19 protein-coding genes are annotated in these 23,244 nt (G+C 48.2%); 10 read left to right on the top strand and 9 right to left on the bottom strand.

Annotated elements, in window-relative coordinates; all coding sequences use genetic code 11:
- Nucleotides 1-54: 54 nt before the first annotated feature.
- From Enr17x_RS22025 to deoC, 4 genes are all read left to right on the top strand, one after another.
- Nucleotides 55-981: a type II secretion system F family protein gene (locus Enr17x_RS22025; RefSeq protein WP_145311850.1), complete on the top strand. Its 927-nt coding sequence runs from the start codon at nt 55-57 to the stop codon at nt 979-981.
- A gap of 551 nt (nt 982-1,532) precedes the next feature.
- Nucleotides 1,533-1,925 carry a hypothetical protein gene (locus Enr17x_RS22020; protein WP_145311849.1) on the top strand — a complete coding sequence of 131 codons (393 nt, stop codon included), beginning with the start codon at nt 1,533-1,535 and terminating at the stop codon, nt 1,923-1,925.
- Between the two features lie 175 nt (nt 1,926-2,100).
- Nucleotides 2,101-3,024 carry a sugar phosphate isomerase/epimerase family protein gene (locus tag Enr17x_RS22015; RefSeq protein WP_145314098.1) on the top strand — a complete coding sequence of 308 codons (924 nt, stop codon included), beginning with the start codon at nt 2,101-2,103 and terminating at the stop codon, nt 3,022-3,024.
- A 5-nt stretch (nt 3,025-3,029) separates the two neighbouring features.
- On the top strand, nt 3,030-3,731 hold the full coding sequence (deoC, locus tag Enr17x_RS22010; protein WP_145311848.1) for a deoxyribose-phosphate aldolase: 702 nt from the start codon (nt 3,030-3,032) through the stop codon (nt 3,729-3,731).
- 27 nt (nt 3,732-3,758) lie between these two features.
- On the opposite strand, the gene Enr17x_RS29730 is transcribed toward deoC, so the two are convergent.
- The 4 genes from Enr17x_RS29730 to Enr17x_RS22000 form a co-directional block, all read right to left on the bottom strand.
- On the bottom strand, nt 3,759-3,917 hold the full coding sequence (locus Enr17x_RS29730; protein ID WP_198000733.1) for a hypothetical protein: 159 nt from the start codon (nt 3,915-3,917) through the stop codon (nt 3,759-3,761).
- A 149-nt stretch (nt 3,918-4,066) separates the two neighbouring features.
- A complete protein-coding gene (locus tag Enr17x_RS22005) occupies nt 4,067-5,029 on the bottom strand; it encodes a DUF1559 family PulG-like putative transporter (RefSeq protein ID WP_145311847.1) in 963 nt (320 codons plus the stop codon).
- A gap of 551 nt (nt 5,030-5,580) precedes the next feature.
- Entirely contained in the window at nt 5,581-5,751 is a 171-nt protein-coding gene (locus Enr17x_RS29725; RefSeq protein ID WP_198000732.1) for a hypothetical protein, read from the bottom strand.
- A gap of 170 nt (nt 5,752-5,921) precedes the next feature.
- A complete protein-coding gene (locus tag Enr17x_RS22000) occupies nt 5,922-6,887 on the bottom strand; it encodes a DUF1559 family PulG-like putative transporter (protein ID WP_145311846.1) in 966 nt (321 codons plus the stop codon).
- 682 nt (nt 6,888-7,569) lie between these two features.
- On the opposite strand from Enr17x_RS22000, the gene Enr17x_RS21995 reads away from it, so the two are divergent.
- The 4 genes from Enr17x_RS21995 to Enr17x_RS21980 all read left to right on the top strand — a co-directional run bounded on the left by Enr17x_RS21995 (nt 7,570) and on the right by Enr17x_RS21980 (nt 12,078).
- Entirely contained in the window at nt 7,570-7,794 is a 225-nt protein-coding gene (locus tag Enr17x_RS21995; protein ID WP_145311845.1) for a FeoA family protein, read from the top strand.
- Between the two features lie 78 nt (nt 7,795-7,872).
- Nucleotides 7,873-10,173: a ferrous iron transport protein B gene (gene feoB / locus Enr17x_RS21990; protein WP_145311844.1), complete on the top strand. Its 2,301-nt coding sequence runs from the start codon at nt 7,873-7,875 to the stop codon at nt 10,171-10,173.
- Nucleotides 10,174-10,248: 75 nt separating this feature from the next.
- Entirely contained in the window at nt 10,249-10,437 is a 189-nt protein-coding gene (locus tag Enr17x_RS21985; RefSeq protein WP_145311843.1) for a hypothetical protein, read from the top strand.
- Between the two features lie 702 nt (nt 10,438-11,139).
- On the top strand, nt 11,140-12,078 hold the full coding sequence (locus tag Enr17x_RS21980; protein WP_145311842.1) for an SPFH domain-containing protein: 939 nt from the start codon (nt 11,140-11,142) through the stop codon (nt 12,076-12,078).
- A 21-nt stretch (nt 12,079-12,099) separates the two neighbouring features.
- Here the strand turns inward: Enr17x_RS21980 and Enr17x_RS21975 are convergent, their stop codons facing one another.
- From Enr17x_RS21975 to Enr17x_RS21965, 3 genes are all read right to left on the bottom strand, one after another.
- Nucleotides 12,100-14,433 carry an aminotransferase class III-fold pyridoxal phosphate-dependent enzyme gene (locus tag Enr17x_RS21975; RefSeq protein WP_145311841.1) on the bottom strand — a complete coding sequence of 778 codons (2,334 nt, stop codon included), beginning with the start codon at nt 14,431-14,433 and terminating at the stop codon, nt 12,100-12,102.
- 591 nt (nt 14,434-15,024) lie between these two features.
- Nucleotides 15,025-16,722 carry a hypothetical protein gene (locus Enr17x_RS21970; RefSeq protein WP_145311840.1) on the bottom strand — a complete coding sequence of 566 codons (1,698 nt, stop codon included), beginning with the start codon at nt 16,720-16,722 and terminating at the stop codon, nt 15,025-15,027.
- The gene (locus Enr17x_RS21965; RefSeq protein WP_232100810.1) at nt 16,719-17,435 is read right to left on the bottom strand and encodes a sigma-70 family RNA polymerase sigma factor; all 717 of its coding nucleotides are present in this window, start codon (nt 17,433-17,435) and stop codon (nt 16,719-16,721) included. Before Enr17x_RS21965 ends, Enr17x_RS21970 begins: the two co-directional genes overlap by 4 nt.
- Nucleotides 17,436-17,728: 293 nt before the next feature.
- Between Enr17x_RS21965 and Enr17x_RS21960 the strand changes: the two genes are divergently transcribed.
- Nucleotides 17,729-18,274: a hypothetical protein gene (locus Enr17x_RS21960; RefSeq protein ID WP_145311839.1), complete on the top strand. Its 546-nt coding sequence runs from the start codon at nt 17,729-17,731 to the stop codon at nt 18,272-18,274.
- Between the two features lie 155 nt (nt 18,275-18,429).
- Nucleotides 18,430-18,771: a hypothetical protein gene (locus tag Enr17x_RS21955; protein ID WP_145311838.1), complete on the top strand. Its 342-nt coding sequence runs from the start codon at nt 18,430-18,432 to the stop codon at nt 18,769-18,771.
- 49 nt (nt 18,772-18,820) lie between these two features.
- Here the strand turns inward: Enr17x_RS21955 and Enr17x_RS21950 are convergent, their stop codons facing one another.
- Complete coding sequence (locus Enr17x_RS21950) at nt 18,821-19,519, bottom strand: hypothetical protein (RefSeq protein WP_145311837.1); 699 nt, start codon at nt 19,517-19,519, stop codon at nt 18,821-18,823.
- Nucleotides 19,516-23,244 carry a DUF4175 family protein gene (locus Enr17x_RS21945; RefSeq protein ID WP_145311836.1) on the bottom strand — a complete coding sequence of 1,243 codons (3,729 nt, stop codon included), beginning with the start codon at nt 23,242-23,244 and terminating at the stop codon, nt 19,516-19,518. The genes Enr17x_RS21950 and Enr17x_RS21945 overlap by 4 nt, the downstream gene beginning before the upstream one ends.

Raw genomic sequence — 23,244 nt, 5'->3', positions numbered from 1 at the left:
CGTATTTGAAAGTTTTATGGCCGCTTTGACTGGCTGCATGTGGGAGAGTGAATCATGGATTTTGTTCAATTATTACCGTGGGCTATCTTTGGGATGGTGATCGTGGGGGTGATTGCTTTGATCAGCAAGCTCAGTTCTGATCAATCGCGGGCAACAGCGCGGTTGGATGAGCTTCGCAATCCCCATTTGCGAAATAATCCTGAGGAAGCGGCCAGTGCCAGCACACTTCTGGAGAAGGCGGCACCGACGCTCTCCAAGGCATTGGCGCCAAAATCTGAACTGGAAGAAAACCAGTTGAAAGTCAAATTAGCCAACGCCGGGTACAATGGAGAAAATGCGCCCTCCATCTTCCTTTCGTTAAAAGTTGCCATCGGTATTCTGGGGGTTGTCCTGGGATCAGGTATCGGATTTTATAAATACGGTCTGACACAGAACGGCTGGACATCTATGATTATCGCCGGTGGAATCGGTTTTTATCTGCCTTCCATAGTTTTGGCTCTGTTGTGCAAAGGACGTATCGAACGGATCTTTCTTTCGTTGCCGGATGCATTGGACTTATTAGTGGTTTGTGTGGAAGCAGGGCTGGGACTTGATGCGGCAATGCGTCGTGTTTCCGAAGAACTCGAAGAAACATCGCCTGATGTGTGTAGTGAATTTGCCTTGTGTAATCTGCAGTTACAGATGGGGCGACCGCGGCGTGAAGTACTGCATGACCTGGGAATCCGGAGTGGTGTCGACGATATGCGGGCTCTGGCTGCGATTCTGATTCAGGCGGATAAGTTTGGTTCTTCCATTGCGCAGGCGCTGCGAGTGCAGTCTGACAGTATGCGTGTCAAACGGAGCCAGATGGCAGAAGAGCAGGCAGCGATGACAGCAGTGAAAATGATCTTTCCACTCGTACTGTTTATCTTTCCCGGGATTTTTGTCGTGCTGGTTGGTCCAGCTGCGATCATGATGATTAACGGTTTGTTATCAAGCTAAACAACAAATCGAAATTCCCATTCCCTTTCAGGATGCAAAATGTAAACACCTTTGATCAAATTCTTTATCAAAGGTGTTTTACTTTCTTTACAGTTCCCCGATTTATTCTGGACACTACCTATCGTGCTAAAAGAATTTTTCAGCAGACAGGGAAATAGGTCGCTGTGAAAGTCGCATTTCAGTTCTTTTTACCGAATTCTTTCTCTTTGATTCGTTAATCCAGTCCTATAAACGAATTTGGCATTTCTTTTGCGACATTAAAAAAGGAATCGGATGATGCAGTGGGAGAGAGTACACCTTAAGCAAGTCGTATCCTCCTCAGTACATCCACAGGATTGCTGTTTTGCAACCCCAGTCAAGGCAGCCCACCTTTTATGATAACTTCATTAAATTGTAAAACAGATTGAGACAGCCAACCCGCCTCGATGGTTCATCTGACTGTAAAAGAAATTTGTTTTACTTGCGTATATTCGACGTCAAACCAAAATAGTGTGGCCAGTTAAGTAGATTGTATATTCCCGATGCCTGCGCCTCCCTCATGGCTCAATTCGATGGCAAATCAAGTTGCATCCCTCATGTATGATGTCGATGTTCTTTCGCCTATTGGATGCCATTTCTTTTTTAATGACAGTCGCAACGAATGGGAAGTGACTCTGTTTGCTTCCAATACTGAGATTGTCGGCGGCGAATGGGACGGGGTTCTGGCACCTTCCAAGTTCTGTTTCAATATCCTCAAAGTAGGACAAATTTTCGGAGAAATCCAGGCGATGCACTGGCAGGCATTGCCCGTCGATTTTGATGACCAACTGGGCCCACATGTTTCCATTGAAGGAACCTATGAAGGGCATCAGGTCTGGGTACGGGTACTGGCGGAATCTCCCGAAGAGTTTGAGCCAGGCCGCCGCGTGAAGGCTTATGAGTTCGATTTGAAAGAAATCTGGTAGTCACGCCGACACGGTTTCACTTCTCCTCCTGCCGTTTCTGATGGCATTCTTGCTGTTTCCCGATGATGTGCTTCGCTAAAGTAGATCTATTCCCGCGTCTCGATTATCATGCGACGTGAGATGGATGGTCTGCATAAGAACCGCTTTGGCTGATTCAGTAACGGAGAACGATGCGATGCAACTGGGGTTTGTGACGGCGATTTTACCTGATTACGATCTACGGCAGGTTTTTCAGGCGGCTGCAGAAATTGGTTATGACTGCGTGGAAGTCATGTGCTGGCCTCAGGGAAAAGATGCCCGCCGCTATGCCGGGATTACGCACATCTCTGCAGAAGACTTTTCTGACTCCGATGTGACGACGATTCAGCAGATGGCGGATGAGTTTGGTATATCTATCAGTGCCCTGGGATATTATCCCAATCCGCTCACACCCGACTTGGAAGAAGCACAGAAGTATGTAGAACATATTCAGAAGGTGATTGCGGCTGCCAACAAGCTGGGCATCAATCGGATGAATACCTTCATCGGCCGCGACTGGAAGAAGTCGGTCGATGAGAACTGGCCTCGCTTTCTGCAAACCTGGCCCGAGATTATCAAGTTCGCGGAACAGCAACAGGTGCGTGTGGGGATTGAGAATTGCCCGATGTCATTTACAGAAGATGAATGGCCGGGCGGAAAAAATCTGGCGATCAGCCCTGCGATCTGGAAGCGGATGTATGCCGACATTCCCAGTGACTATTTCGGTTTGAATTATGATCCTTCGCACCTGGTATTCATGCACATGGATTATCTGGCGCCGATCCGTGATTTTGCCGATCGTATTTTTCATGTGCATGCCAAGGATGTGCGGGTGGATCAACATCGGCTGGATCAGGTAGGAATTTTGGCGCATCCACTGGAATATCACACGCCGAAACTTCCCGGACTGGGACAGGTGGAGTGGGGCAGCTTTTTCTCTCAATTAAATGAGATCGGCTATCAGGGGCCTGTCTGCGTAGAAGTGGAAGATCGTGCCTATGAAGATTCCACCGAATCCTCTCTCGCCGCCTTACGACAGTGCCACACTTACTTGAGGAACTTTATTCCGGAAAGAAAATAGCAGTCATGGAATTCCAGTATCACGATATCGCGGGGATGATTGATCATTCGTTATTGAAGCCGACGCTGACCACAGAAGAACTGGAAGCGGGTTGTCAACTGGCGTTGACCTATGAAGTGGCCAGTGTGTGTATCATGCCCTTTTATCTAAAACGCTGTGCAGAACTTCTAAAGGGGTCGACTGTCAAAGCCAGCACGACGATCGGGTTCCCGCATGGCGGTCATACGACGTATGTCAAACAAATTGAAGCAGAGCTGGCGATTGCCGATGGCTGCGAAGAGCTGGATATGGTGGTGAATATTTCGCGTGTGTTAAGCGGCGAATGGAAATACGTGGCTGATGAAATCGCAGCGGTTACTAAGATCGCCCATCAGGCCGGCCCAAAAATTAAAGTGATCTTTGAAAACTGTTACTTGGACCAGGTTCAGAAAATCGAACTCTGCCGAATCTGCGGAGAACTGGGCGTCGACTGGGTGAAAACATCAACGGGCTATGGCACCGGTGGTGCGACAATTGAGGACCTGAAGCTGATGCGGGCAGAAAGTCCCCCCGAAGTGCAGGTAAAAGCAGCGGGGGGAGTGCGGACATTCGACAAACTGCTGGAAGTGCGAGCGTTGGGCGTCAGCCGAGTGGGAGCGAGTGCCACCCGCGAGATTTTAGATCATTGTCGCGAGCGGCTGGAACTCCCTGCAATTACGTGTGAGTAGCCGTAGAAATTTTGGTTTTCTGACGAGCTACTGATCTAAATTCTTCATGTCTTCGGCTTCTTGTTCCGGATCAATTTCAGTATCTACCTTCTCTTCTTCCTGGGGTGGTGGTTCCTCTCCCCCACAGCCAAGTTGGAAAGGAGTCAGGCAGAGCAAAAACAAGATTGAAAATAAGTATCGTTTCATAGCGCGTTTCTACACCTTTGATGATTTTCGCTGCGACGTTTTTTTACCGAACGCAGTCGTGGCCTAAAGAAAGAGACAAGAGAAAAAGAAAGAACCTCGCCACTATGATTAAGTGGCGAGGGTTAATTCATATGACAAATAAGACTGGCTTACCATTCTCCCAGAACATTACCGTCCTGCGGATGCCCCAGATCTCTCCAGATCTGATTATCAATGTTATCGGAAGCAAATCGGACGGCCCCATCGGCAACGAGGACATGCACGCCGCCTGTGTGTTTACTGCGTGCTGCCAGCAGGGCTCCCGTTGTGCTTGAGCCGGCACCACAGTCAGGCATGCCTTTATTATTCGGATTATAAACGGTCCCGAAGTAATGAGACTCGTATTTTTGCCCATAAAACCAGGAATAGCCTTGTCGATAGCTACTTGTATAAGGTGCTTTCGTCAGACAGCTGGCGGGGCAGATGCCAATGTCTTGAGAAGCGCTGGTAGAAGGGTCTCGAATAGGTTGATCATCACAGAAAGGAGCGTTGGCGAATGTCTCAGAGACCATGATCGTGTTTGAAGTGCCGTCTTCCACATCACGAATTTTCATACGGCTAATGACACTAAACATAGATTCCGTTTCGTCTCTCCCTGAATGCCAGTCAGTACCACGGCAGGCGAGATAGTTTGTTGGAGCATAATCAGATCTCGGCTGGCGGGATGAATCGCTGGGGCAGCGGAATGCCGGGATTTTTTCTCTCCTGACGCTATTATTCGAGCCACCAGTACCGGGAGCTCGTTCGAAGTTAATTTGATTGTAAAGCGGCGCCTGATCAACGAAGGGAAGGATGCGGGCCATCCAGGTGATTTGACTGGTGGACCATGAATCAAGCCCACTGTAAAAGTCACGAACATCCCCTGGAGGGAATGTTTGAAAATTATCGTGGTAGTTGTGCAGCGCCAGGCCAATCTGCTTGAGATTGTTTTTGCACTGTGAACGTCGAGCGGCTTCGCGTGCCTGTTGAACTGCCGGCAATAGTAAGGCAATTAAGATAGCGATGATAGCAATCACTACCAGCAGTTCGATCAGAGTGAAGCCACGTTTCCTTGTAAGCAGCATTTTTCCCATTACTTGAACTCCTGAAAATAAATAAACGGACAATCAAATTAATGTAGTAAAACACAGCCGCAGAATTCAAATTCGGGCTGAATAGAATATTTCTTAGATTGGATTTTCAGTTAGTATTGGAACTGGCTTCAGTTTGTGTGTGACCACAAATAGCAAGAATCTGTCGAAAAGGTGAAGCCAGGTGAATCTCAAATGTAGAATACATGAAATTACTAATAGTTTAGATTAGTTTACTATAACTGGTTTACCAAATAATTCCAGTAAGAATTCAAAAAAAGGATTTGTTGATGTGACTTGAGCATAACGTGTTTGAGGTAAAACACTCAAGGTGCGTCATTTATGAATGGATAGACGTCCTGCGAAAGGGAAGTAGTAACGCTATGTTGAAAGAGAGTGCCAGGATTAAGAAGTCACGATAGAGAAAGAGAATCGGAGACTGGCAAAGCGTTTGCATTTCAGGCTGAAGTGAAGGCCCTACAGGAAATAGAACAGCCAGGATAAATCCTGGCTGTTCTAATCAATGATCTATTTCAGTAATCGGTATTATTTGATTACCTGTTGTTTTGCTTTGTCTGTTTCTCTGCAGCTGCTTCTGTGGCGGGGTCAAGTTCTTCCACTGGATCCTCTTTAGTTTCCGGAGTCATCGGGGCTGATTCTCCACAGCCAAATTGAAAGGGAGTCATACATGCCAGAAGCAGTAATGAGCGATAAAAACTTTTCATATCTCTTTGTTCCAATAATTGAGAGAATTCACCGTGGCTCAAGTGATTACGTTTAAACGCGACCACAGCTCGAAATTATAGAAATAATGTTGAATTTAAAAACCTCGCCACTTGATTCAATTAACAAGTGACGAGGAAATTAATCAGCATTTCAAAATCATGAATGAATCTTACCATTCACCCAGAACATTACCATCATTGTAATTACCCAGATTCCGCCAGATGGAGAGGTCAATATTCTCCGAAGCAAACCGGACTGACCCGTCGCCTAACAGAGTGTGAACTCCGCCGACGTGCTTACTGCGGGCAGATAAGAGTGCATTCGTAGAACTTGATCCCGCGCCACAGTCTGGAGTTTTTGAATTGGGTGTATAAATCGTACAATAATAGTGAGATTGGTATTGTTGTGCCCACATCCAGGAATAACCCTGCTGCGCACCAGATGTGTTATTTCCATAAACAGTGGCACAAACAGCAGAACAGCTGTTACTGGATGGCACTTCGCTACACATGGGGGCACTCGCAAAGGTTTCCGAAACCATCATGGTATTAGTTGTTCCATCTTCGATATCACGAATCCGAACAAGACCATTCATTCTGAATACCGAATTGATATCGGTGGTTGATCCTGTTGCGTTGGTTGTTAGAGCATCGGCTGTGACACCAAGACCTCGGCAGGCCATGTAGTTGGTTGGACCATAATTGCCGTCTGGTTGACGCGAGGAATCACTGGGGCAGCGTACAACGGTCAGTTTTTCTTTACGCAGATTACTGTTCGGGGCGGCACTGACGCCGTGTTCCATTTCAAAGTTGATTTGATTGTAGAGTGGTGCCTGATCCAGGAATGGCAGAATACGAGGGATCCAGCCCAGCTGACTGGTAACCCAGGATTGAACGCCAGAGCCATAAGTTCTTCTAACATCTCCAGGCGGAAATGCTCTGAAGTTATCATGGTAATTGTGGAGAGCCAGGCCAATCTGCTTGAGATTGTTTTTACATTGAGAACGACGGGCTGCTTCACGTGCCTGTTGAACTGCCGGCAATAAGAGGGCGATTAAGATGGCAATGATCGCAATCACAACCAATAGTTCAATCAGCGTGAACCCACGCTTTGTTCTGAGCAGCATTTTTTCCATTACTTGAACTCCTGAAAATAAGAAATCAAACATAAAAACGAGAATAACGTTTTGAAAGAAAGGTACCGGAAATCTGTGATGCAATCACAGTTCAGGCTTTAGAACTCTGTTTTCTTCGCAGGGAATTTGAGCTGGGAGAGTAAACATAGGCTGCTTAGACCAAGTCTAGAAAAGACTTCGATCAGAAAAGAACTTTGAGCCAGCAAAAAGTCGCACTTGAGTAGACAGAAATAATTGTAGTTTGAATGTCTTTACTTCTAGGCTTCATTTTAAATGGATGTGGGGGATGAAGCAATAAATTCATGATTAATTCTGAATAACATAATGGTTTTTATGTACTTGCGTATCAAGTGTTTATGTGGATGTTGATGTTCAATACTAGGATGTGTTTGTGAGGGTTCAATCTCTTTCAGGCAAGATTCAGATTGCCTGAGGAATTGTGTGATAACGTTACTAAACGAAAGTGTGTATATGTACCCTTTCTGTGGGAGGGATGATCTCAAGCCCCTCTCACCAGGTTTACTTTTCATTTTCAGAGTAATGGGTTACCCTCCAGGGAACCTCGCAAAACCTGCAGAGGAATGAGTTGAAACTGAGTCTCAATTTCCTTATAATGGGCTGTTTTGCTGATAGAATGAAATGCACGCCGCTAGGTTTCTCTTGTGTTGAGATCGTTTAAGTCATGACGTTGAACCAGATCATAAAAGGCCAGATCGCGCGGATTACACACATCAATGGTGAAGATGCGATTTCCATCCGGTTAATGGAAATGGGGCTGATTGACGGAGAACAGATTCAATTGCTGGGCAAAGCACCCTTAGGCGACCCTTTGGAATTTGCGATCCGAGGCTACCGCTTATCACTGCGACTGAATGAAGCGAAGTGTGTTGAAGTTGAAATTGTCTAACGCCGGTCTCCTCTCAACGAGAGGGACAGCCTGGTATTCCTTCCGAATGAAAGCGCTGCTTTCAGATTTTCTAATTCCATGATCAACACCCCCACCGTGCAACACACTCCCGTACAACAAAAAAAAATGACGATTGCCATCATTGGCAACCCGAATACCGGGAAGAGCACACTGTTTAATCTGCTTTCCGGCGGGCATGCTCACATCGGGAATTTTCCCGGAGTGACTGTGGAAAAAAAAGTGGGCAGCGTGACGTGGGAAGGCCGTCAGATTGACTTGGTCGACTTACCGGGAACGTATAGTCTGGCACCGCGTTCCATTGATGAAATGCTGGCGGTGGACATCTTACTGGGGCGGCAAAAAGGAGTGCCGCGGCCCGATGCCATTATCTGTATTGCTGATGCATCCAATCTGGAACGCAATCTGTATCTATTCAGTCAGGTTCTTGACTTGTCAATTCCCGTGGTGCTGGTTCTCAATATGTGTGATCTGGCACGTTCACGGGGAATCGAGATTGATGCACAGGCATTATCCCAAAAACTGAAAGTGCCTGTTGTTTGCACAGAGGCTCATCATGCCAAAGGTGTGAATGAGCTGAAAGCCGCCATTCTGGAAATTGGAACGGGATCAACCCATGAGCCGTTGGCGCTGTTTCCGGAAGATTTTTATGCCGAGCGGAAATTGATTCGCGAGAAGATTCAGACCAATCAGGAAGACAGTCCTCCCGATTTTCTGGTGGAGCGGTTGCTGCTCGATGTGGGCGGCTATGTGGAATCGTATTTCGAGCACCACACACATAATGGCTTGATGGAAGATCTTAACCAGTCGCGATCGCGATTGAAAGAGGCGGGTTATGCCGTTCCGGCGATGGAGGCCCGCATGCGTTATGGCTGGGCCCGGGAAATGTTAAAAGATGTATTACAGCATCCGCCGGAGCAGCGGGAAACCGCTTCGGATAAAATTGATCGCTGGTTGACGCACCGCGTCTTTGGTTTCCTGTTTTTCTTCGTGCTGATGTTTTTTGTCTTTCAGTCTGTCTTTACGTGGGCGGGGCCTGCGATGGATTTGATTGAAACGGGACAGGGATTGATCGAAGGAGTTGTGGAAACTGTGATTTCCCCCGGTCCATTGCGAAGTCTGGTGGTTGATGGTGTGATTGCCGGCGTGGGGGGCGTGTTAATCTTTCTACCTCAGATTGTGATTTTGTATTTCTTTATCGCCGTGTTAGAAGACAGCGGCTATATGGCACGGGCGGCGTTTATTATGGACCGCCTGATGCGAAGTCTGGGGTTAAGCGGTAAGTCCTTCATTCCTCTAATGTCGTCTTTTGCCTGTGCGGTGCCGGGGATCATGGCGACGCGCGTGATCGAGAACCGGCACGAGCGTTTGACGACGATTCTCGTCGCGCCGTTGATGAGCTGCTCGGCCCGCTGGCCTGTGTATACGCTGTTTATCGCTGCTTTTATTCCGAATATTGCCTATTTCACGATTGCAGGCAGTCCTGTGGTCACACTTCAGGGAATGGTTTTGTTTGCGATGTCATCGATTGGGGCGTTGATTGCGATTCCTGTTGCCTGGTTTTTGAAGCGGATCTGCTTTAAAGGCGATGTGGCACCGTTTGTGATGGAATTGCCGGGTTACAAATGGCCTTCGCCGCGAAATGTGATCTATCGTGTTTATAATCGTGCCAAGTCGTTTGTGGTCAAAGCGGGGACATTGATTTTCGCGACCTCGATCCTCATCTGGGCCGCCGGTTATTTTCCCGGTGATCACAGTGAGCAGTTTGAAATTCAGAACAAGATTGAGGCGATGGATGCTTCTCTGGCAGAGCTCGACGAACAGATTGCTGCCACAGAGGCAGACGCATCAGCAGCGAAGAAGGAATTAGAAAGTCAGCAAGAGGTATTGGCTGCAGAACAGGCCGCGTTGTTTGAGAAGCAGAATCATGTCAGCAGTCAACTGGTAGAAAACAGTTTTCTGGGCCGCGCGGGGCATTGGATTGAACCGGCGGTGAAACCTCTGGGCTGGGACTGGAAAATTGGTGTGGGCGTGATTGCCTCGTTCCCGGCGCGGGAAGTGATCATTTCGACGTTAGGCACGATTTACAGTCTGGGCGGTGATGTCGGAGAAGAGGACGAAAGTCTGATCGGATCGATTCGTTCGGCAACCTGGCCTGATGGCAGTAAGGTATTTAATGTACCCGTGGCGATTTCGATCATGGTGTTCTTTGCATTATGTGCCCAGTGTGCAGCGACGCTGATGGTGATGCGGCGTGAAACGAACAGCTGGTTCTGGCCGGTGGTGTCGTTTACTTATATGACGACGCTGGCTTACGTCGGGGCTTTGATTTCCTATCAGGTGGGGATGCTATTTATTTAGCGAAATGCATGTTGATTTCGTAAGAATATTGACGACGTTGACGGAAGTGTTTTCTTTTTCAGATGAGGCCGTGAGATGAATCAGGTTGACTGGCAATTTATTGCAACCCTGCTTTGCATTGCGGCGGCGGTCTACTTTCTGGCGCGCCGTATCGTCGGCTTTTTTAAGCAGCGACCCGGGTGTGGATCTTGCAACGGTTGTGATACCGGAGCCGCGAAGACTCCCAATTTTATTTCGCTGGACCAGCTGAACAGCCCGAAGTAATTCTAGGCAAGTCGCTTGCTTTTTTCTTTCTCAAAAACGGTGGCGCTGAATCTGCGCTTCAGTGGCCGTTGATATCAGTTAGAATCTGTCTGATGGAGTTCTCGCCTTTTCGCTTTACTGTAAGGCCGGTAGTCAAGAAACGTTTCCGATTTCCTGATAGCCGTCGCTATTTGAGTCTTTCTGATGGAATTGTATATGTTGTCTGACATTATCTGGAATGGCGTGAAGCAGTCAACGAAAGAACGCATGCGAACGCCAGGTGAAGGTGGTGAGATGCCCAGTGATACCGGAGCCATCGCATGCGAAGTGTCTGCGAAGCGGTTTGATACAAGTGAACTTACGCTTGGAGTGAGTAGGAGCAAAAAGTGGTCAACATCGGTTTCATTCATAAAAATAAGAGATTTCATAATGGGGCAGAAATCCTCAGGAGAGGATTCATTCAACGGAACACGGAGTCCGACTCGCGCGCGACGCAGAGCAGGGATGTTAGGAAAGCGCAGCAGAGGGTCAAGATGAAAAAATTCTCAGTAGATTCAGTGAATGGGAGACATTTTGAGAGCCACGCCTGAGTCAATCCCGTTTCTTATTTCAGGGTTTTTTGATTTTCCGGGATTATTGGAAAAATCTTTGATCTGAGAGAAACGGGACTGCGTTTCTCTCAGTAACGATATGAAGTCAATGCACGAACCAGGGAGAAAAGAGATGACAGACGAGAAAATCTATAATCCAATGCCGGGTTGGTTTCCCCTGGCGATGTGTCTGGGGGGCTTGGTGTGTGGGGTCGTCCTGTTTGCGACAGGGGCGATCAATGAAAGTGGCCCCGTGGTTATTTTGGGAGTGCTTCTGGTTCCCGCCAGTTTCATCGGCCTGTTTGGCTGCATGGCGATTGCTCCGAATCAGGCGCGGGTGCTCTTGTTGTTTGGTGAGTACAAGGGTTCGGTAATGCAATCCGGTTTTTTCTGGGTGAATCCTTTCTTCTCCAAAAAGAAAATTTCATTACGTATTCGTAATTTTGAAACCGGGGCGGTGACCACACCCGAACAGAAGGACGCGGCAGGAAATGTAATTCTTGCGAAAAGCCGTTCGACAGGTAAGCCCTCCAAGGTGAATGACCGTGATGGGAATCCGGTTGATATTTCCACGGTCGTTGTCTGGCGTGTGGTGAATACGGCTGAAGCGATGTTCGAAGTGGATGACTTTGAAGATTTTGTCGCCGTTCAAAGTGAAGCCGCGCTGCGAAATCTTGCCAGCCGTCATCCTTATGACAGCGAAGATCATGAAATCTCGTTACGCGGCAATACTACGGAAGTCTGTGATCAGTTGAAGGTTGATATTCAGGAACGCCTGGATAAAGCGGGCGTGGAAGTAATTGAAGCGCGGATCAGTCATCTGGCCTACTCGCCGGAAATCGCGGCTGCGATGTTACAGCGACAACAGGCACAGGCGGTCGTCGCGGCCCGGACGAAAATCGTAGAGGGAGCGGTCGGGATGGTGGAAATGGCGCTGGATCATCTGGCGGAACGAAATGTGGTCGAACTGGATAAAAATTATCGGGCAGGCCTGGTTTCCAATTTACTGGTCGTGTTGTGTAGCGACCGGCATACGCAACCCGTGGTGAACACGGGAAGTTCACAAAGTTAAACCGTTTCTGGAAATGGAAGGCTACGATTTGGGGCTGGGCGTCAGCCGGGCGAAACCGGAATGTCTTACGGGTGTTTTGAGGAGTGCGGAGAGATCGTCTTTCTTTAAAGCGTCCGCGAGTTCTGCAAAGACATAGTTGGCGGCGTTGAAGTAAGCATCAATATGTTTTTGTTCGTGGGCGAGTGTGGGATAAAAGCCGCTACCAGTCAGAAAACCGTGCTCCAGCATGCGAATGGTAAACAGTGTGCCTAACTCTGCGGCCTGCGGGTGATCGAATTGATGATGGAGCAGCACGGAGTGTCCGACGGCTTTCACAGGTAGATCATGTTTTTGGCCCAGTTCCAGCCAACCGGCGCGGAATGCTTCGCCAATCCGTTGGATATGTTCACGGACGTTGACGGATTGCATTTTTTTGATGGTTGCCAGAGCGGCTGTTGGGCCGACGCCTTCGGTCCAGTAGGTGCTGGAGATGAATGAGGTTTCGGCTGCATCCATCACGGATCGATTGCCGATAATGGCGGCGACGGGATGACCATTCCCCAAAGCTTTGGCGAAGACGGCAATGTCAGGTTTAATACCGTAATGCAAGTGGGCACCACCGAGAGCGAGTCGCCAGCCGGTGGTGATTTCATCAATTACCAGTACGGCCCCGCATTCGTCACAGAGCTCGCGGACAGCTTCGAGGAAGCCGGGATCCGGATGAATATAGCGGGTTGGTTCCATGACGATTGCCGCCAGGTGAGAGCCGCGCTGTTTGATGATTTGACGCAGCCCATCAATGTCATTGTACGTAAAGGGGTGGGTGGTTTCAGAAAGGCCGAGTGGAACTCCCGCTGGTTCAAGGCCGGGCAGTAAATGCTTATCCAGAGACGTTCCATCGGTTGATTTGCGAGGCAGATTTGTTGCCAGATACCAGTCGCTCCAGCCATGATAGCCGCATAATGCAATTTCATCGCGCCCCGTGTGGGCGCGAGCGATGCGGACGGCGATCGACATGGATTCTCCGCCGGTTCGGCAAAAGCGGGCCTGGTCGGACCAGGGATGTAGCGACGTTAATAGTTCGGCCAGTTCTACTTCTTCAGGCGAATTCAGGGAGCTCATGGATCCCAACTGTACGCGACGGATGACCGCGTCGGTGACATCCGGATCGCGATATCCTAACAGGCAGGAGCCGATGCCCGAGGTGGCGAGATCGTGATAGACTTTTCCATCCAGGTCAATGACTTCGCAGCCATTTGCTTCACGGTAATAAGCGGGCCAGCAATCAGGGGCAAACATCTCGGGGCGTTTACTTAAGAGCTGCGTACCGCCAGGGATGAGCTGTTTCGCGCGGCGGTATGTTTCCTGTGTGAGATTCGTTTCGGCTTGCGTGTTGATTTCTAATAACGTGCGGGCGTTGTGGCAGAAGATGCGCTCGATGTCGGCATCAATGAAACGCATAGTATGGCAGGCCTGCTTGAGTGCGAGCAGTGATTCCAGACCGACGCGAATGGGTGAAGCGAAGGTAGAGGTTTTCCAGTCGACGTTTTGTTCGCCGAGCCAGAGAAAGCCGTCGCCGATACTGACGCAGCGCCCTTTGAACTCGCTGACGGAAAAGTCGGTTCCGAACATCAGGCGGCTGGTTCCGAATTCGCGCAGGATGGCTTCAAAGGCCTGTGGTTCGCAGACGGCCGATGTATCGAAGAAGACATTATCCAGGCTTCTGAGTGATGCAATTCCCTCAACGGTGTGGTTCCCACAAAAGCCTCGAGCCGCGTGTGCGAGGATCAGTTTCGCCTGGGGGTATTGACGGCAGTGTTGTTGGATATAAGACTGATTGACCGGATCGGCGATTGCTCGCGGACGGACGATATGCAGCATGATTGCAAAACCACGTTGATTCGCGATTTCCCAAATCCATTCCGGAATATATTCCTGAGGTTCTGCCTGAAACGTTTCTTCTCTGTCTGCAAAGATATGATAGACCTTAAAGCCGACATAGCCGCCGGCTTCGATCTGTGCTTCGATTTCATCTGGGTTATCCTGAGGAGTGACAAGCAGGAGCGCTCGCGAATCGGGCTGGTCTTTGAGTTCGTTGAGAAGAAATTGATTGGCGGCGGGGCGATTGAGATTTAATTTGGGGATCGCGAAGAACAACCCGGCAGAAGGGCGCCGGTTTCCCATCCAGAGTTCCAGGTTCTGACAATATTCGCGCCATCCGGAATCGCCTTGTTCATTTTCTGCGATTTCAGGCAGGCCGGTGATTGCAGGGTCATGCCGATAAAGATGAGCGTGTGCATCAAAGCTGTCTGGAGGAACAAACTGTTTTAACTGGTGATCAAACAGTTCCAAATCACTGGTGGCATTCTGCTGCATGTTCCGTTCCCTGGTGTGACTTCGCACTCTCTATTGGAGAAAATCTGATGAATCAATCATATCATTCAATCAGGTTCGCGATGGTCATTCAAGGCTCAAGTCGGTTTCGCTTGAGATACAGAATCTCTGTTTTCCGTGTCAAAAACAGAGAGCAGAACTGTGGTACTCTGTGGAGAAGTGAAAGCAGACAGTTGGAGGGATTCAGGATGATGATCCGAGAGGTAGTCTGGATTCGGAAGGATGAGTGTCTTCAAATGCAGAAGGGGGCCATGAAAAGGATTCATGACCCCCGCCGTTCAGGGACTAGTGGGTAAGTATTTAATAATAATACTATAATGAATTATCACAATTTGCCTGCTAAAAAGGGATTGTCTTGCTGGATGAGATTCTTACTCCAAAAAAAGAAAGAATCCGGAAAATATCACAAATGAAATCTAGGATTGGGGTAAATCACTTCATACCTGAAGAAGATGGCGGATTTTCAGATGGTGAATTATTGGAGAAGGGGGGGGAGAGATTTCAGACTGGGGCAGTTTTAGAGACTGTTGGCCGAACATTTCCGGTTAGCGAAAAGAGTGATCTGAAACTTGCTTATTCTTCCTGCATATCATCGGGATCGTGGAAATCGACAACCGATTCCCACGAACTGCCGATGCGAAGTTCATCGAAGCGGTATTTGCTGCTTTTGCCGGCGTGGATTCGAATCAGGTCATAGCTGGTAGATTCATCGAAGGGAGCCGAACGACATGTCCAAATTAAGGGTTCCTGCCCCGGGATTTCTTCCCCTTGGGCAAAAGCACGCATGAAAACCTGATCGGGAGATTTTTCACTGGCCACAATTTTCCCTACAAAGAAATAAGGCTGATCATGTTGTAGTGCCGGTGCGATCTCTTCTACTTGTCCTTGGAGACGCAGTGTCGGGTTACTGGCTGAGTTGATCCCGAAAAGAATTCGCTTGCCGCTTTCAGGTTCTGCTTCTGACATCAAGGATAAGTTACCGTATTGATGGACGGAAGACAGTTGATTGACGGATTTCTGAATAAAAAAGCTGACGTAGTAGATGGCGTCCGTATCGAGCCGTAGTGGTTTGTCCAAAGTGCGCCAGACAACGTTTCCCCCTTCCAGCTCAACACAACCCAGTTGGTTGGGAGAAAGCAGATCGGGTAAGAGTGTTTCATCGGGGACACTCCTTCCACTCGCTGGTTTCAGGCTGTTAATTCGATCACGCCAGGGGTTTTTCCAGCCAAATCCTGAACGGCGCCATTCAGAAAACTCTTTAGGATCGCTGATGGTTTGTGGGTGAAAGCTATCGTAGGCGATTAACTCTTCGCGAACGATTCTGAGTTCTTTGGGCTTTCCGGGAACTTCACGTTTAAAGTTTTCCGAATTGAGCTCAATTTCCTGGTTCACTTTCTGGTCGATTTTCCGGGCTTTGCCTTCTCCCACGATTAAAGGGGCGGAGATCTCGACGAGCTCCATTTCAGGCTGGATCCGAACGGCACCCTGGAAAACGTGTAGTTCTGTGCTGCCGTCTTCTTCGACTTTTGCGCCGTATTCGGTGCCGATGTCGAAGAAACTGGCTCGCGGCGTGATTAATTCAAATTCGGGCGATGACTCGTAACCATGCAAGACCACCGAACCTGATGTAATCGTGGCACTATTAACAGATTCGATATTGATTTTTGTTGGACCTTCCAGTACGAGTCGAACGCCGCTGTCAAAGCGAAATTCGGCGACTCCCTGTTCAAGAAAGAGCTCTTTGGAAAGGAGTCGCTGCCCTGAGAATTGAGGGGGGTTCTCCCCTCCCCATTTACAGTCTGTTGCTCGTGAGAGCGTTGCGACATAGGGCAAATTAGTAATTGCTACTGGCACTTCAATCGGGACTTCGACCTTAATAATTTTTGGCTGAGACTCTGGAGGCTTGACTCCGATCAGGTAGCCTGTCAAAAACCAGTGCGCGGAAACCATCAACGCGACCGAGGCGACTGCGACCGTAAAATATCCGAATAACGGAGACTGGTTCCCTCTCTGTTTCAAATCAGCCTGACCTGTAGCCAGTTGGTTTTGCGGAGGATTTGCGGTGACGATCTGATCGAGTTCTTTCAGTCGATCGACGTTGTTTTTTTGAACTCCCGAGTTGATATCGAGATAATCAAAGAATATCTGTCTTGCTTCCGGATAGTCAGAAAGACATTGTTCGAGCTCTTCGAATTCAGCGTCAGACAGATGGCCGTCGATAAGTTGATTCAACAATCGATTGAATTGAGGGGGAAGATCTTGAACTGTCATGATTTCCCCTCACTCTTCAGTTTGCGCATAATGCATTGCGCTAACTCACGCCTTAGAGCACTCAGACGGTTATAAAGTGTCTGGACGGTTTTCCCTGCTTTTTCTGCGAAGTCTTTGATTGATTGTTTTTCAAAGGTTGCCTGCAAAAGTAATTCCTGGTCGTCTGAGCCCAGGCGGTCGAAACAGTCTCGCAGGAACTCAAGTCGAATATTATGATTGCCCAGATGCTGCATCCGCTCCATAGACATGGTTTCTATTAACTCCTGGTTGAAAAAGTGTCGGTCACGTTGAACGCTTCTGCGAAAGTTGCAAACCGTGAAATAAGCAATTCCGCAAGCCCAGGAAAAAAAATCTCGCTCTTGATCAAACTCGCTAAATTTATTCCATAGTGTCAGGCACACATGTTGGTATACGTCTTCCGCATCGGAATTGTTGGGAACAAGTGCACGGACATATCCGAATATCCGTAATCGTTCCTGGTTCAATAACGACGTAAACATCCCTCTGGAATTTTGATCAGAAGAAGAGGTGGATGTCGACATAATGTCGTGGCGCTCCGTTCGATGATTCAGCAAAGCCTGCTGGTATCTAATATAATGCTCTAAAACTGTCATTAAAATTAAATATTGCAAACTTTTACAAAGAACGGATATCCTGACCTGATCTCCTGTCATAAACAATACATAAGGGATCGTTTCGACCAATAAAATCACGTTGCGGTCTATTAAGAGTTGTTCTGAACCTGCTGAGATCTAATGTCATATTTTTCAAATTCTCGATTTCTTAACAAAATTTACATCCAAGGTGGTTTATGCGTGAGTGCCTGCTCAGTAGTAAATGCCTCATTTAGGGATTCCTCACTTAATGGATGAAACGGAGCAGTGGTTTTGGTAGTCTTGTGGTCTGAGTTATATGAATTTGTTGAGCCATCTCTGGGAGAGTATCGTCGATGAAAAAATCAGTGGACAAAATATCTAGCAGTTTAAGCCTATGTCTGATTTGTTACATGACCATATTCAGCACTTCTGGTTGCACGGATCCAAGTGAAATTGCCAAAGAGCAGGATGCGAAGCACGAGAAGCAACCGCAAGATCAGGCTGCAGCACCCGAGCAACCTGCGGCGATGGAGATGCCCCAGGAAGAAGCTGCGATTGAGAACAAGAATGCTGGTAAAAAAAGTATTCTTCAAAGAACAACGGCTGTTGTCGTTGATGCAAAAAAAGCTTTGAAAAACCCGGAGATCGTTATTGTTGATGGCAAGATTAAAGGCGTTGATCCCTATTCCCAGGCGGGCAGTGCTTATGTTTCGATGGCATCACGAGTGAGTACGCTGGGCATGCAGCAGGCGATTAAAACATATAAGGTTTTAAATGAGCGTTTTCCCACGTACGACGAATATATGAAGATGATGAAGGAAAATCGGATTGAGTTTGCTCAACTCCCTCCTTACAAAATGTATGGCTATAATGATGAGACCGGAAATATTCTGGTTTTACAGGATAATAAGAAAAAAGCAGAGTTGTATAAAGATGCGGGAATTCCGCTCGACTGATTCCTGAGCCTCGGTTTGGCATATCATCTGCGTATTACCTCTTCATCCACTGAAATGAAGAGAGAATGTTGCTTTGACGCAACATTCGTTTCAAAGCCGGTTCAAAGTGTTGATTTTTCGCAACATTTTGAACCACTTCTGAAGAGGTAAGCCAAATGAAAGTCAATCGATCAATAAAAGTCAGAAGACTTGTCACACGATCCATCTTCCTCTCGCTGTTGACAGGAACCATCGGCTTAGGCTTTGGTAGCTCCCGTGCTGAAGCAGAAAACTGGATGTTTAATCGCTCCTATTACAGCCATCAGTTACCACCTGAAGTAGCAGCCCGATATCCCCGTCCTGAAAGTCGATCTGCCTATCGGCTTCCCCAACTGGCAACGACACCCGGGTTTGCATTAAAAGGCGCACGACGCTGGAACTACGTTCGCTTGTATAATGGTAGCAGCTATGACACGACCATTTTGCGAAGCGATACCTTTGATGTTGTCTCCCCTTAAAGTAGAGTCGCAAAAATACGAATTCAGATAGCGTCTGTTTTCGTGAAGATCAGGGAGTGCGTTTTTTCTTTTCGGCCAGCGCTTCATAATAGCGGCGCACCTGATCTTCATACTGCGGCAGAAATTTTTCGGTATAGATATTTAACAGCTTCTGTCGCATCGCGGGGGGCAAGTGTCCCCAAGCATCTTTGATATACGCGTTTCTGCCTGTAAGATCTCCCGGCGTTACTTTGCCAGCTTCATTCCGCTCACTGGACTTGCGAGCGGGACCTTGAGAGATTTGTTGCTGGCTCTGTTCTCCCATGCCCCCTTTCTGTTTTCCCGATAGCTGTTTGCTGTCCGGTTTTTGGTCGTTTTTTTGACTGGGGCGTTGCGTTGAATTTTTAGGAGCAGACTTAATCAGGCGAATTAGAGTTTCCAGATCTTGAACGACCTGCTGCTGAACTTCCTGGGTCTCTTTTCCTGTTTGCTGTTGTTCAAGCAGTTTTCCGGCACGATGCATCTCTTCGATGATTGATTCTACGGGGAGTTTCTGACTCAGGACATTCTTTTTGAGATCAATACTTTTCCGTTGTGAGGGCTCTGGATCTGAGGCATCTTTTTTGAGCGGCTTCGCATCTTCCGTGGATGATTTTCGCTGTGGTTGATCGTCTGCACGAACTGTTTGATCCTGTAGCGGCAGCATCAGGCCGAGGCAGACCAGCGAAAAAGTTACGATGCCAGATTGTCTTATTCGCTTCGTGTTCATGGTTCAACCTCAAGTTCGGAGTCAGATTCATCGGACTGTGACTGGTCCAGTTTCAGTAACAGCTCCATCGAAAAGTTTGCCAGATCTGTCTGTTCTTTTGAGAGTTCTTTACGTAGCTGGATTTGTTCCTGCGTTAACGGTTGTTTCTGGTTGATCGCGTTATTGAATGATCTGGTTCGATTCAGGAGGTCTTCTTGCATCATTTTGAGCATGACAAGTTGCGTCAGCAAGGCAATCTGATTTGTTGGTGGCTGACTGCCTGGTGGTGTTTGATTCTGGTCGGGTTGAGACTTCTGGTCTGCCGAATTTTCTTTCAGGATATTGAGTAACGCGGTCAGTTTTGACTTTGCCGTCCGCTCTGCAGTCAACGTTTCCTGATCTGTCAATCGTTGATCCAGTCGCTCAACAGCAATAGCGAACTGGTCAATAATTTTTTCCATCGCGAACACGAATACGGGGGCCGCAGCTAGTTTTTCTGTGACCGCTTCTGTCTCCTGTTGCAGATCCTGTTCTGTCTCGAAAAGTTGTTTGAGCGACTTTAATTGACCACGTGACCAGCGTCCGCGGGCAAGGCGTTCTTCTTCAAGACGAATTGTTTCCTGGATGACCGCGTCCTGTCTTTCCATCAGGTTTTTGATTTGGGATTCTAATTTCGCGAATTCTTCAAATGCCAGTGCTTCTTCTATTTCCTGTCGGCGGGCAGCAACTTCGCGTTGTGCCTGTTCCAGGTCATCGAGTGACTCACGGATTTCCTGTTCTGCCTGTTGGGACTGGTTCTGTTGCAAGGCATCATTGGATTTTGAGAGTCGGTTCCCGGCGCGCTGCAGCGATTGGGCGGCTTGCTGCAGGCTCAGGCGTTGTAACTGCTGTTCAACCTGTTTCAGTTTTTTCTGAAGTTCCTGTTCCTGTTTTGCCAACTTCTGTAGCTGTTTTTTCAACTCAGCCTGATTACCGTCTTTGTTGGCTGATTGCAGCTTTTTTAAGATTTCCTGCTGCTGTTGCTTTAGCTGACTTAATTCCTGTTCAGACTGTTTGAGTTGTTTTAACATCTGATCGGTTGAATCGGCAGGCTGATTTTCGAAGATGTTTTTCAGTGTCTCCATTGCCTGCTGGATCTGCTGTTGTTCCTGCAAGGCCTGTCCGACCTGGTTTTGTTTTAATTTATCTGCCGTTTGTCGCATCTCTTCAGGAATCGATTTTTTCCGTAGAAAATCCATGGCTTCCTGGTTTCTCATTTGTTCTTCCCGAGTCGTTGCCTTGGACTGGGCTTTGAGTGTATCCAGTAGATTGCGAAACGATTTGAAATTTTCCGCCTGTTGTTCCTGTCGCGATGCCAGCTTTTCCAGATCGGCCTGTTCCTGAAGCCGCAAGTTATTGAAAGATTTGGTAATGGTCTTTTTGGCCAGTTTTTCCGTCTGGTTTTGAATCTCGGCCTGTTGCTGAATTTGTTCGTCGAGTTCGGAAACAAGATCACGCGTTTTTTGCCATTGTGAGAGCGACTTCAGAACGCTGTCCAATCTGTTGATCACTCGCTGTTGACCGTTTTCGGCAATGTTGAGAGCGGCAAGTGGGTCGGCAGCGGAATTCTTTTTTGCCGCTTTCGTTTGGGACGACGATTCTTGAGGGGACGATTTCTCAGATGATTCGTTTGCCTGTTTTTCGGAGGGAGCTGTATCGACATTTGACTGCAGTTTTTTGCGGGCTTGAGTGATCTGTTCCTGGATTTGCGGAAATACCTTCTGATTCAGTTCTGATAGTTCCGTGTTGAGCTCAGCCAGCCGCTGTGTCATCGCGGGATCTTCAATACGATTCCATTCCAGTTCCTGCATCAATTCCCGGGAGCGTTGTTCCAGACCGGTGCGCGGGCTGAATAGCTGGGAGGCAACCCGCTTCTGATCCATTTCGACCTGTTTAATGGTGTCAACTTCTTCGGGCCGCGCGCGACCGACACGCTGTAGCTGGTGTTGGACGTCTTTGACTTCGCTGTTCAAAAGCCGTTGATCTTTTAAAACCCGTGAGAGTTCTTCGAGCAAATGTGCCTGACGGGTAGCCAGTTCGTTGGTTTTGTATTGAGGAGTGACGATGGTGAGAACGCGTGAAATACTGGTGCCGATGCGCGTTTCTTCAGAATGGCTTTCCCCCTGAATCGGTTCCACAGGCTGAAAATGATCGCGTGCTTCTGCTCGAAAGATAATGCGATCGCCTTCCTCCAGCGAGAGGTTGGCCAGGTCCCAGACATGATTGAGGATTAACTGCTCACTGGAAGATTGCGGGTTGAACGGCAGTGGGAAGGTTTGTGTCTCGCGATCGGTGCGCAGTGCACGTGAGAGCGTTTCTTCCCGGGATGATTTCTGATAGCGAATCAGAGCACTAGCGACTTTTAAGTCATCTTGAATGGAAACGGTTAATGGAATTTGTGCCGCGGAAGTCACTTGCAGGTCTGTTTGTGGATTCTCAAGAAAAACTTCGGGTGCAGAATCGGCTATGGCGGTGATTTCAAAGCGTTGCGGAGACGGAGGTCGGAAGCCCTGGTCGTTTTCGAGATCGAACCAGTAAGAATACGTGCCAGGCTCTTTGACGAAGAACTGTACAGTAAACTGTTTGCGGTCCGGAGCGAGCTTGATCGAAACCGGTTCCTGATCTTTCATTCGTAGATCGACGGTTTTTAAGAGTTTGTTGGAGCGGGCTTTGATCTCAACGCGGGTACCCACTAATGCTTTGAAGTTACCAATACCAGCAGGCAATGTTTCTACGGGCCGCTGTGAGTAGGCCGGAGGGGTCAACCTGACTTCCTCGAGTTCCAAAGTGGTCGGCGGGACCGAGACGATCGTGAGCCAGTTCATGGAACGGTCGTCTCCGCCTGTGGATCTCAGTCTGACCGATTTATTCGAGATGACTAACGAGCCTGTTCCCAGGTCGATACTGGTGCCGGCGGGATCGGGGACTGAAACGATCCTTAACGGTTCTGAATAGATTTTGCCACGTGATTGTGAATCCTGAACTGTCTGATATTCAAGCTGCAGATTATCAGGGGGAGTCCCTTTTCGGTTTTTCACAAAGAACTGAAAGTTCTGGCCTTCTACAACCTGATAAGGATTATTGGGGCCCGTTTCGATGGGGACCAGATTTTCATCCAGGATCTGCAGTTCCACACTTTGCGGCCACTCAGGGGCAGAGAAGGGAAAGATCAACCGTTGAATCCCCAGACCAGCCTGAAGCGGATAAATCAGAGAAAACGAAGCCACAATCAGACTGAGAAACGCCGCTGAAAACATGATTTTGCGGATCGGGTGGGTATCGATCAATTCCAGAAAATTGATTTGCGAGGCTCTTCGATAGGCGTCTTCAATCACAGCTTGACGCAGTTGGGCGGAGCCTGTGAAATGAGCCATCGGTTGATTATCAAATAGAAGGCTACTGGAAAAGCTGTCTTTGAGATCGGGGTATTGACGTTCAATTTTCAATGCCAGGTCTAAATCTGTCAGAGGCGTTTTCAGGGGGATCACGAGATTCCGCCAGAGCGTCCACACCACCAGACCGCAGACTCCCAACCCGAGAATTAGTCGAATGATGGGGTCGATAATGTTCAACATCCAGTCAAAACTGATGACCAGAAGTGCCAGCATGAGCAAAATGGTTAACCCCCAGCAAAGCCCATTCAGCCAGATCAGCTGATGAATCTTGCGGTGCAGTTGCTCAAGTTTTGTTTGAATTAAGTGTGGCAT

It is taken from the genome of Gimesia fumaroli (assembly GCF_007754425.1).
GTDB lineage: Bacteria > Planctomycetota > Planctomycetia > Planctomycetales > Planctomycetaceae > Gimesia > Gimesia fumaroli.
Note: the sequence above shows the minus strand (reverse complement) of the source record. Positions and strands in the feature narration are given on the sequence as shown.

What these genes read in the sequence shown, in the direction of transcription:
- Enr17x_RS21985 (WP_145311843.1), top strand. Translation starts at nt 10,249, where the DNA reads ATGAATCAGGTTGACTGGCAATTTATTGCAACCCTGCTTTGCATTGCG.
- Enr17x_RS22020 (WP_145311849.1), top strand. Translation starts at nt 1,533, where the DNA reads ATGGCAAATCAAGTTGCATCCCTCATGTATGATGTCGATGTTCTTTCG.
- Enr17x_RS22025 (WP_145311850.1), top strand. Translation starts at nt 55, where the DNA reads ATGGATTTTGTTCAATTATTACCGTGGGCTATCTTTGGGATGGTGATC.
- deoC (WP_145311848.1), top strand. Translation starts at nt 3,030, where the DNA reads ATGGAATTCCAGTATCACGATATCGCGGGGATGATTGATCATTCGTTA.
- Enr17x_RS21975 (WP_145311841.1), bottom strand. Translation starts at nt 14,433, where the DNA reads ATGCAGCAGAATGCCACCAGTGATTTGGAACTGTTTGATCACCAGTTA.
- Enr17x_RS21970 (WP_145311840.1), bottom strand. Translation starts at nt 16,722, where the DNA reads ATGACAGTTCAAGATCTTCCCCCTCAATTCAATCGATTGTTGAATCAA.
- Enr17x_RS22005 (WP_145311847.1), bottom strand. Translation starts at nt 5,029, where the DNA reads ATGGGAAAAATGCTGCTTACAAGGAAACGTGGCTTCACTCTGATCGAA.
- Enr17x_RS22000 (WP_145311846.1), bottom strand. Translation starts at nt 6,887, where the DNA reads ATGGAAAAAATGCTGCTCAGAACAAAGCGTGGGTTCACGCTGATTGAA.
- Enr17x_RS29730 (WP_198000733.1), bottom strand. Translation starts at nt 3,917, where the DNA reads ATGAAACGATACTTATTTTCAATCTTGTTTTTGCTCTGCCTGACTCCT.
- Enr17x_RS29725 (WP_198000732.1), bottom strand. Translation starts at nt 5,751, where the DNA reads ATGAAAAGTTTTTATCGCTCATTACTGCTTCTGGCATGTATGACTCCC.
- Enr17x_RS21980 (WP_145311842.1), top strand. Translation starts at nt 11,140, where the DNA reads ATGACAGACGAGAAAATCTATAATCCAATGCCGGGTTGGTTTCCCCTG.
- Enr17x_RS21960 (WP_145311839.1), top strand. Translation starts at nt 17,729, where the DNA reads ATGACCATATTCAGCACTTCTGGTTGCACGGATCCAAGTGAAATTGCC.
- Enr17x_RS21950 (WP_145311837.1), bottom strand. Translation starts at nt 19,519, where the DNA reads ATGAACACGAAGCGAATAAGACAATCTGGCATCGTAACTTTTTCGCTG.
- Enr17x_RS21995 (WP_145311845.1), top strand. Translation starts at nt 7,570, where the DNA reads ATGACGTTGAACCAGATCATAAAAGGCCAGATCGCGCGGATTACACAC.
- Enr17x_RS21945 (WP_145311836.1), bottom strand. Translation starts at nt 23,244, where the DNA reads ATGCCACACTTAATTCAAACAAAACTTGAGCAACTGCACCGCAAGATT.
- Enr17x_RS21955 (WP_145311838.1), top strand. Translation starts at nt 18,430, where the DNA reads ATGAAAGTCAATCGATCAATAAAAGTCAGAAGACTTGTCACACGATCC.
- Enr17x_RS22015 (WP_145314098.1), top strand. Translation starts at nt 2,101, where the DNA reads ATGCAACTGGGGTTTGTGACGGCGATTTTACCTGATTACGATCTACGG.
- feoB (WP_145311844.1), top strand. Translation starts at nt 7,873, where the DNA reads ATGATCAACACCCCCACCGTGCAACACACTCCCGTACAACAAAAAAAA.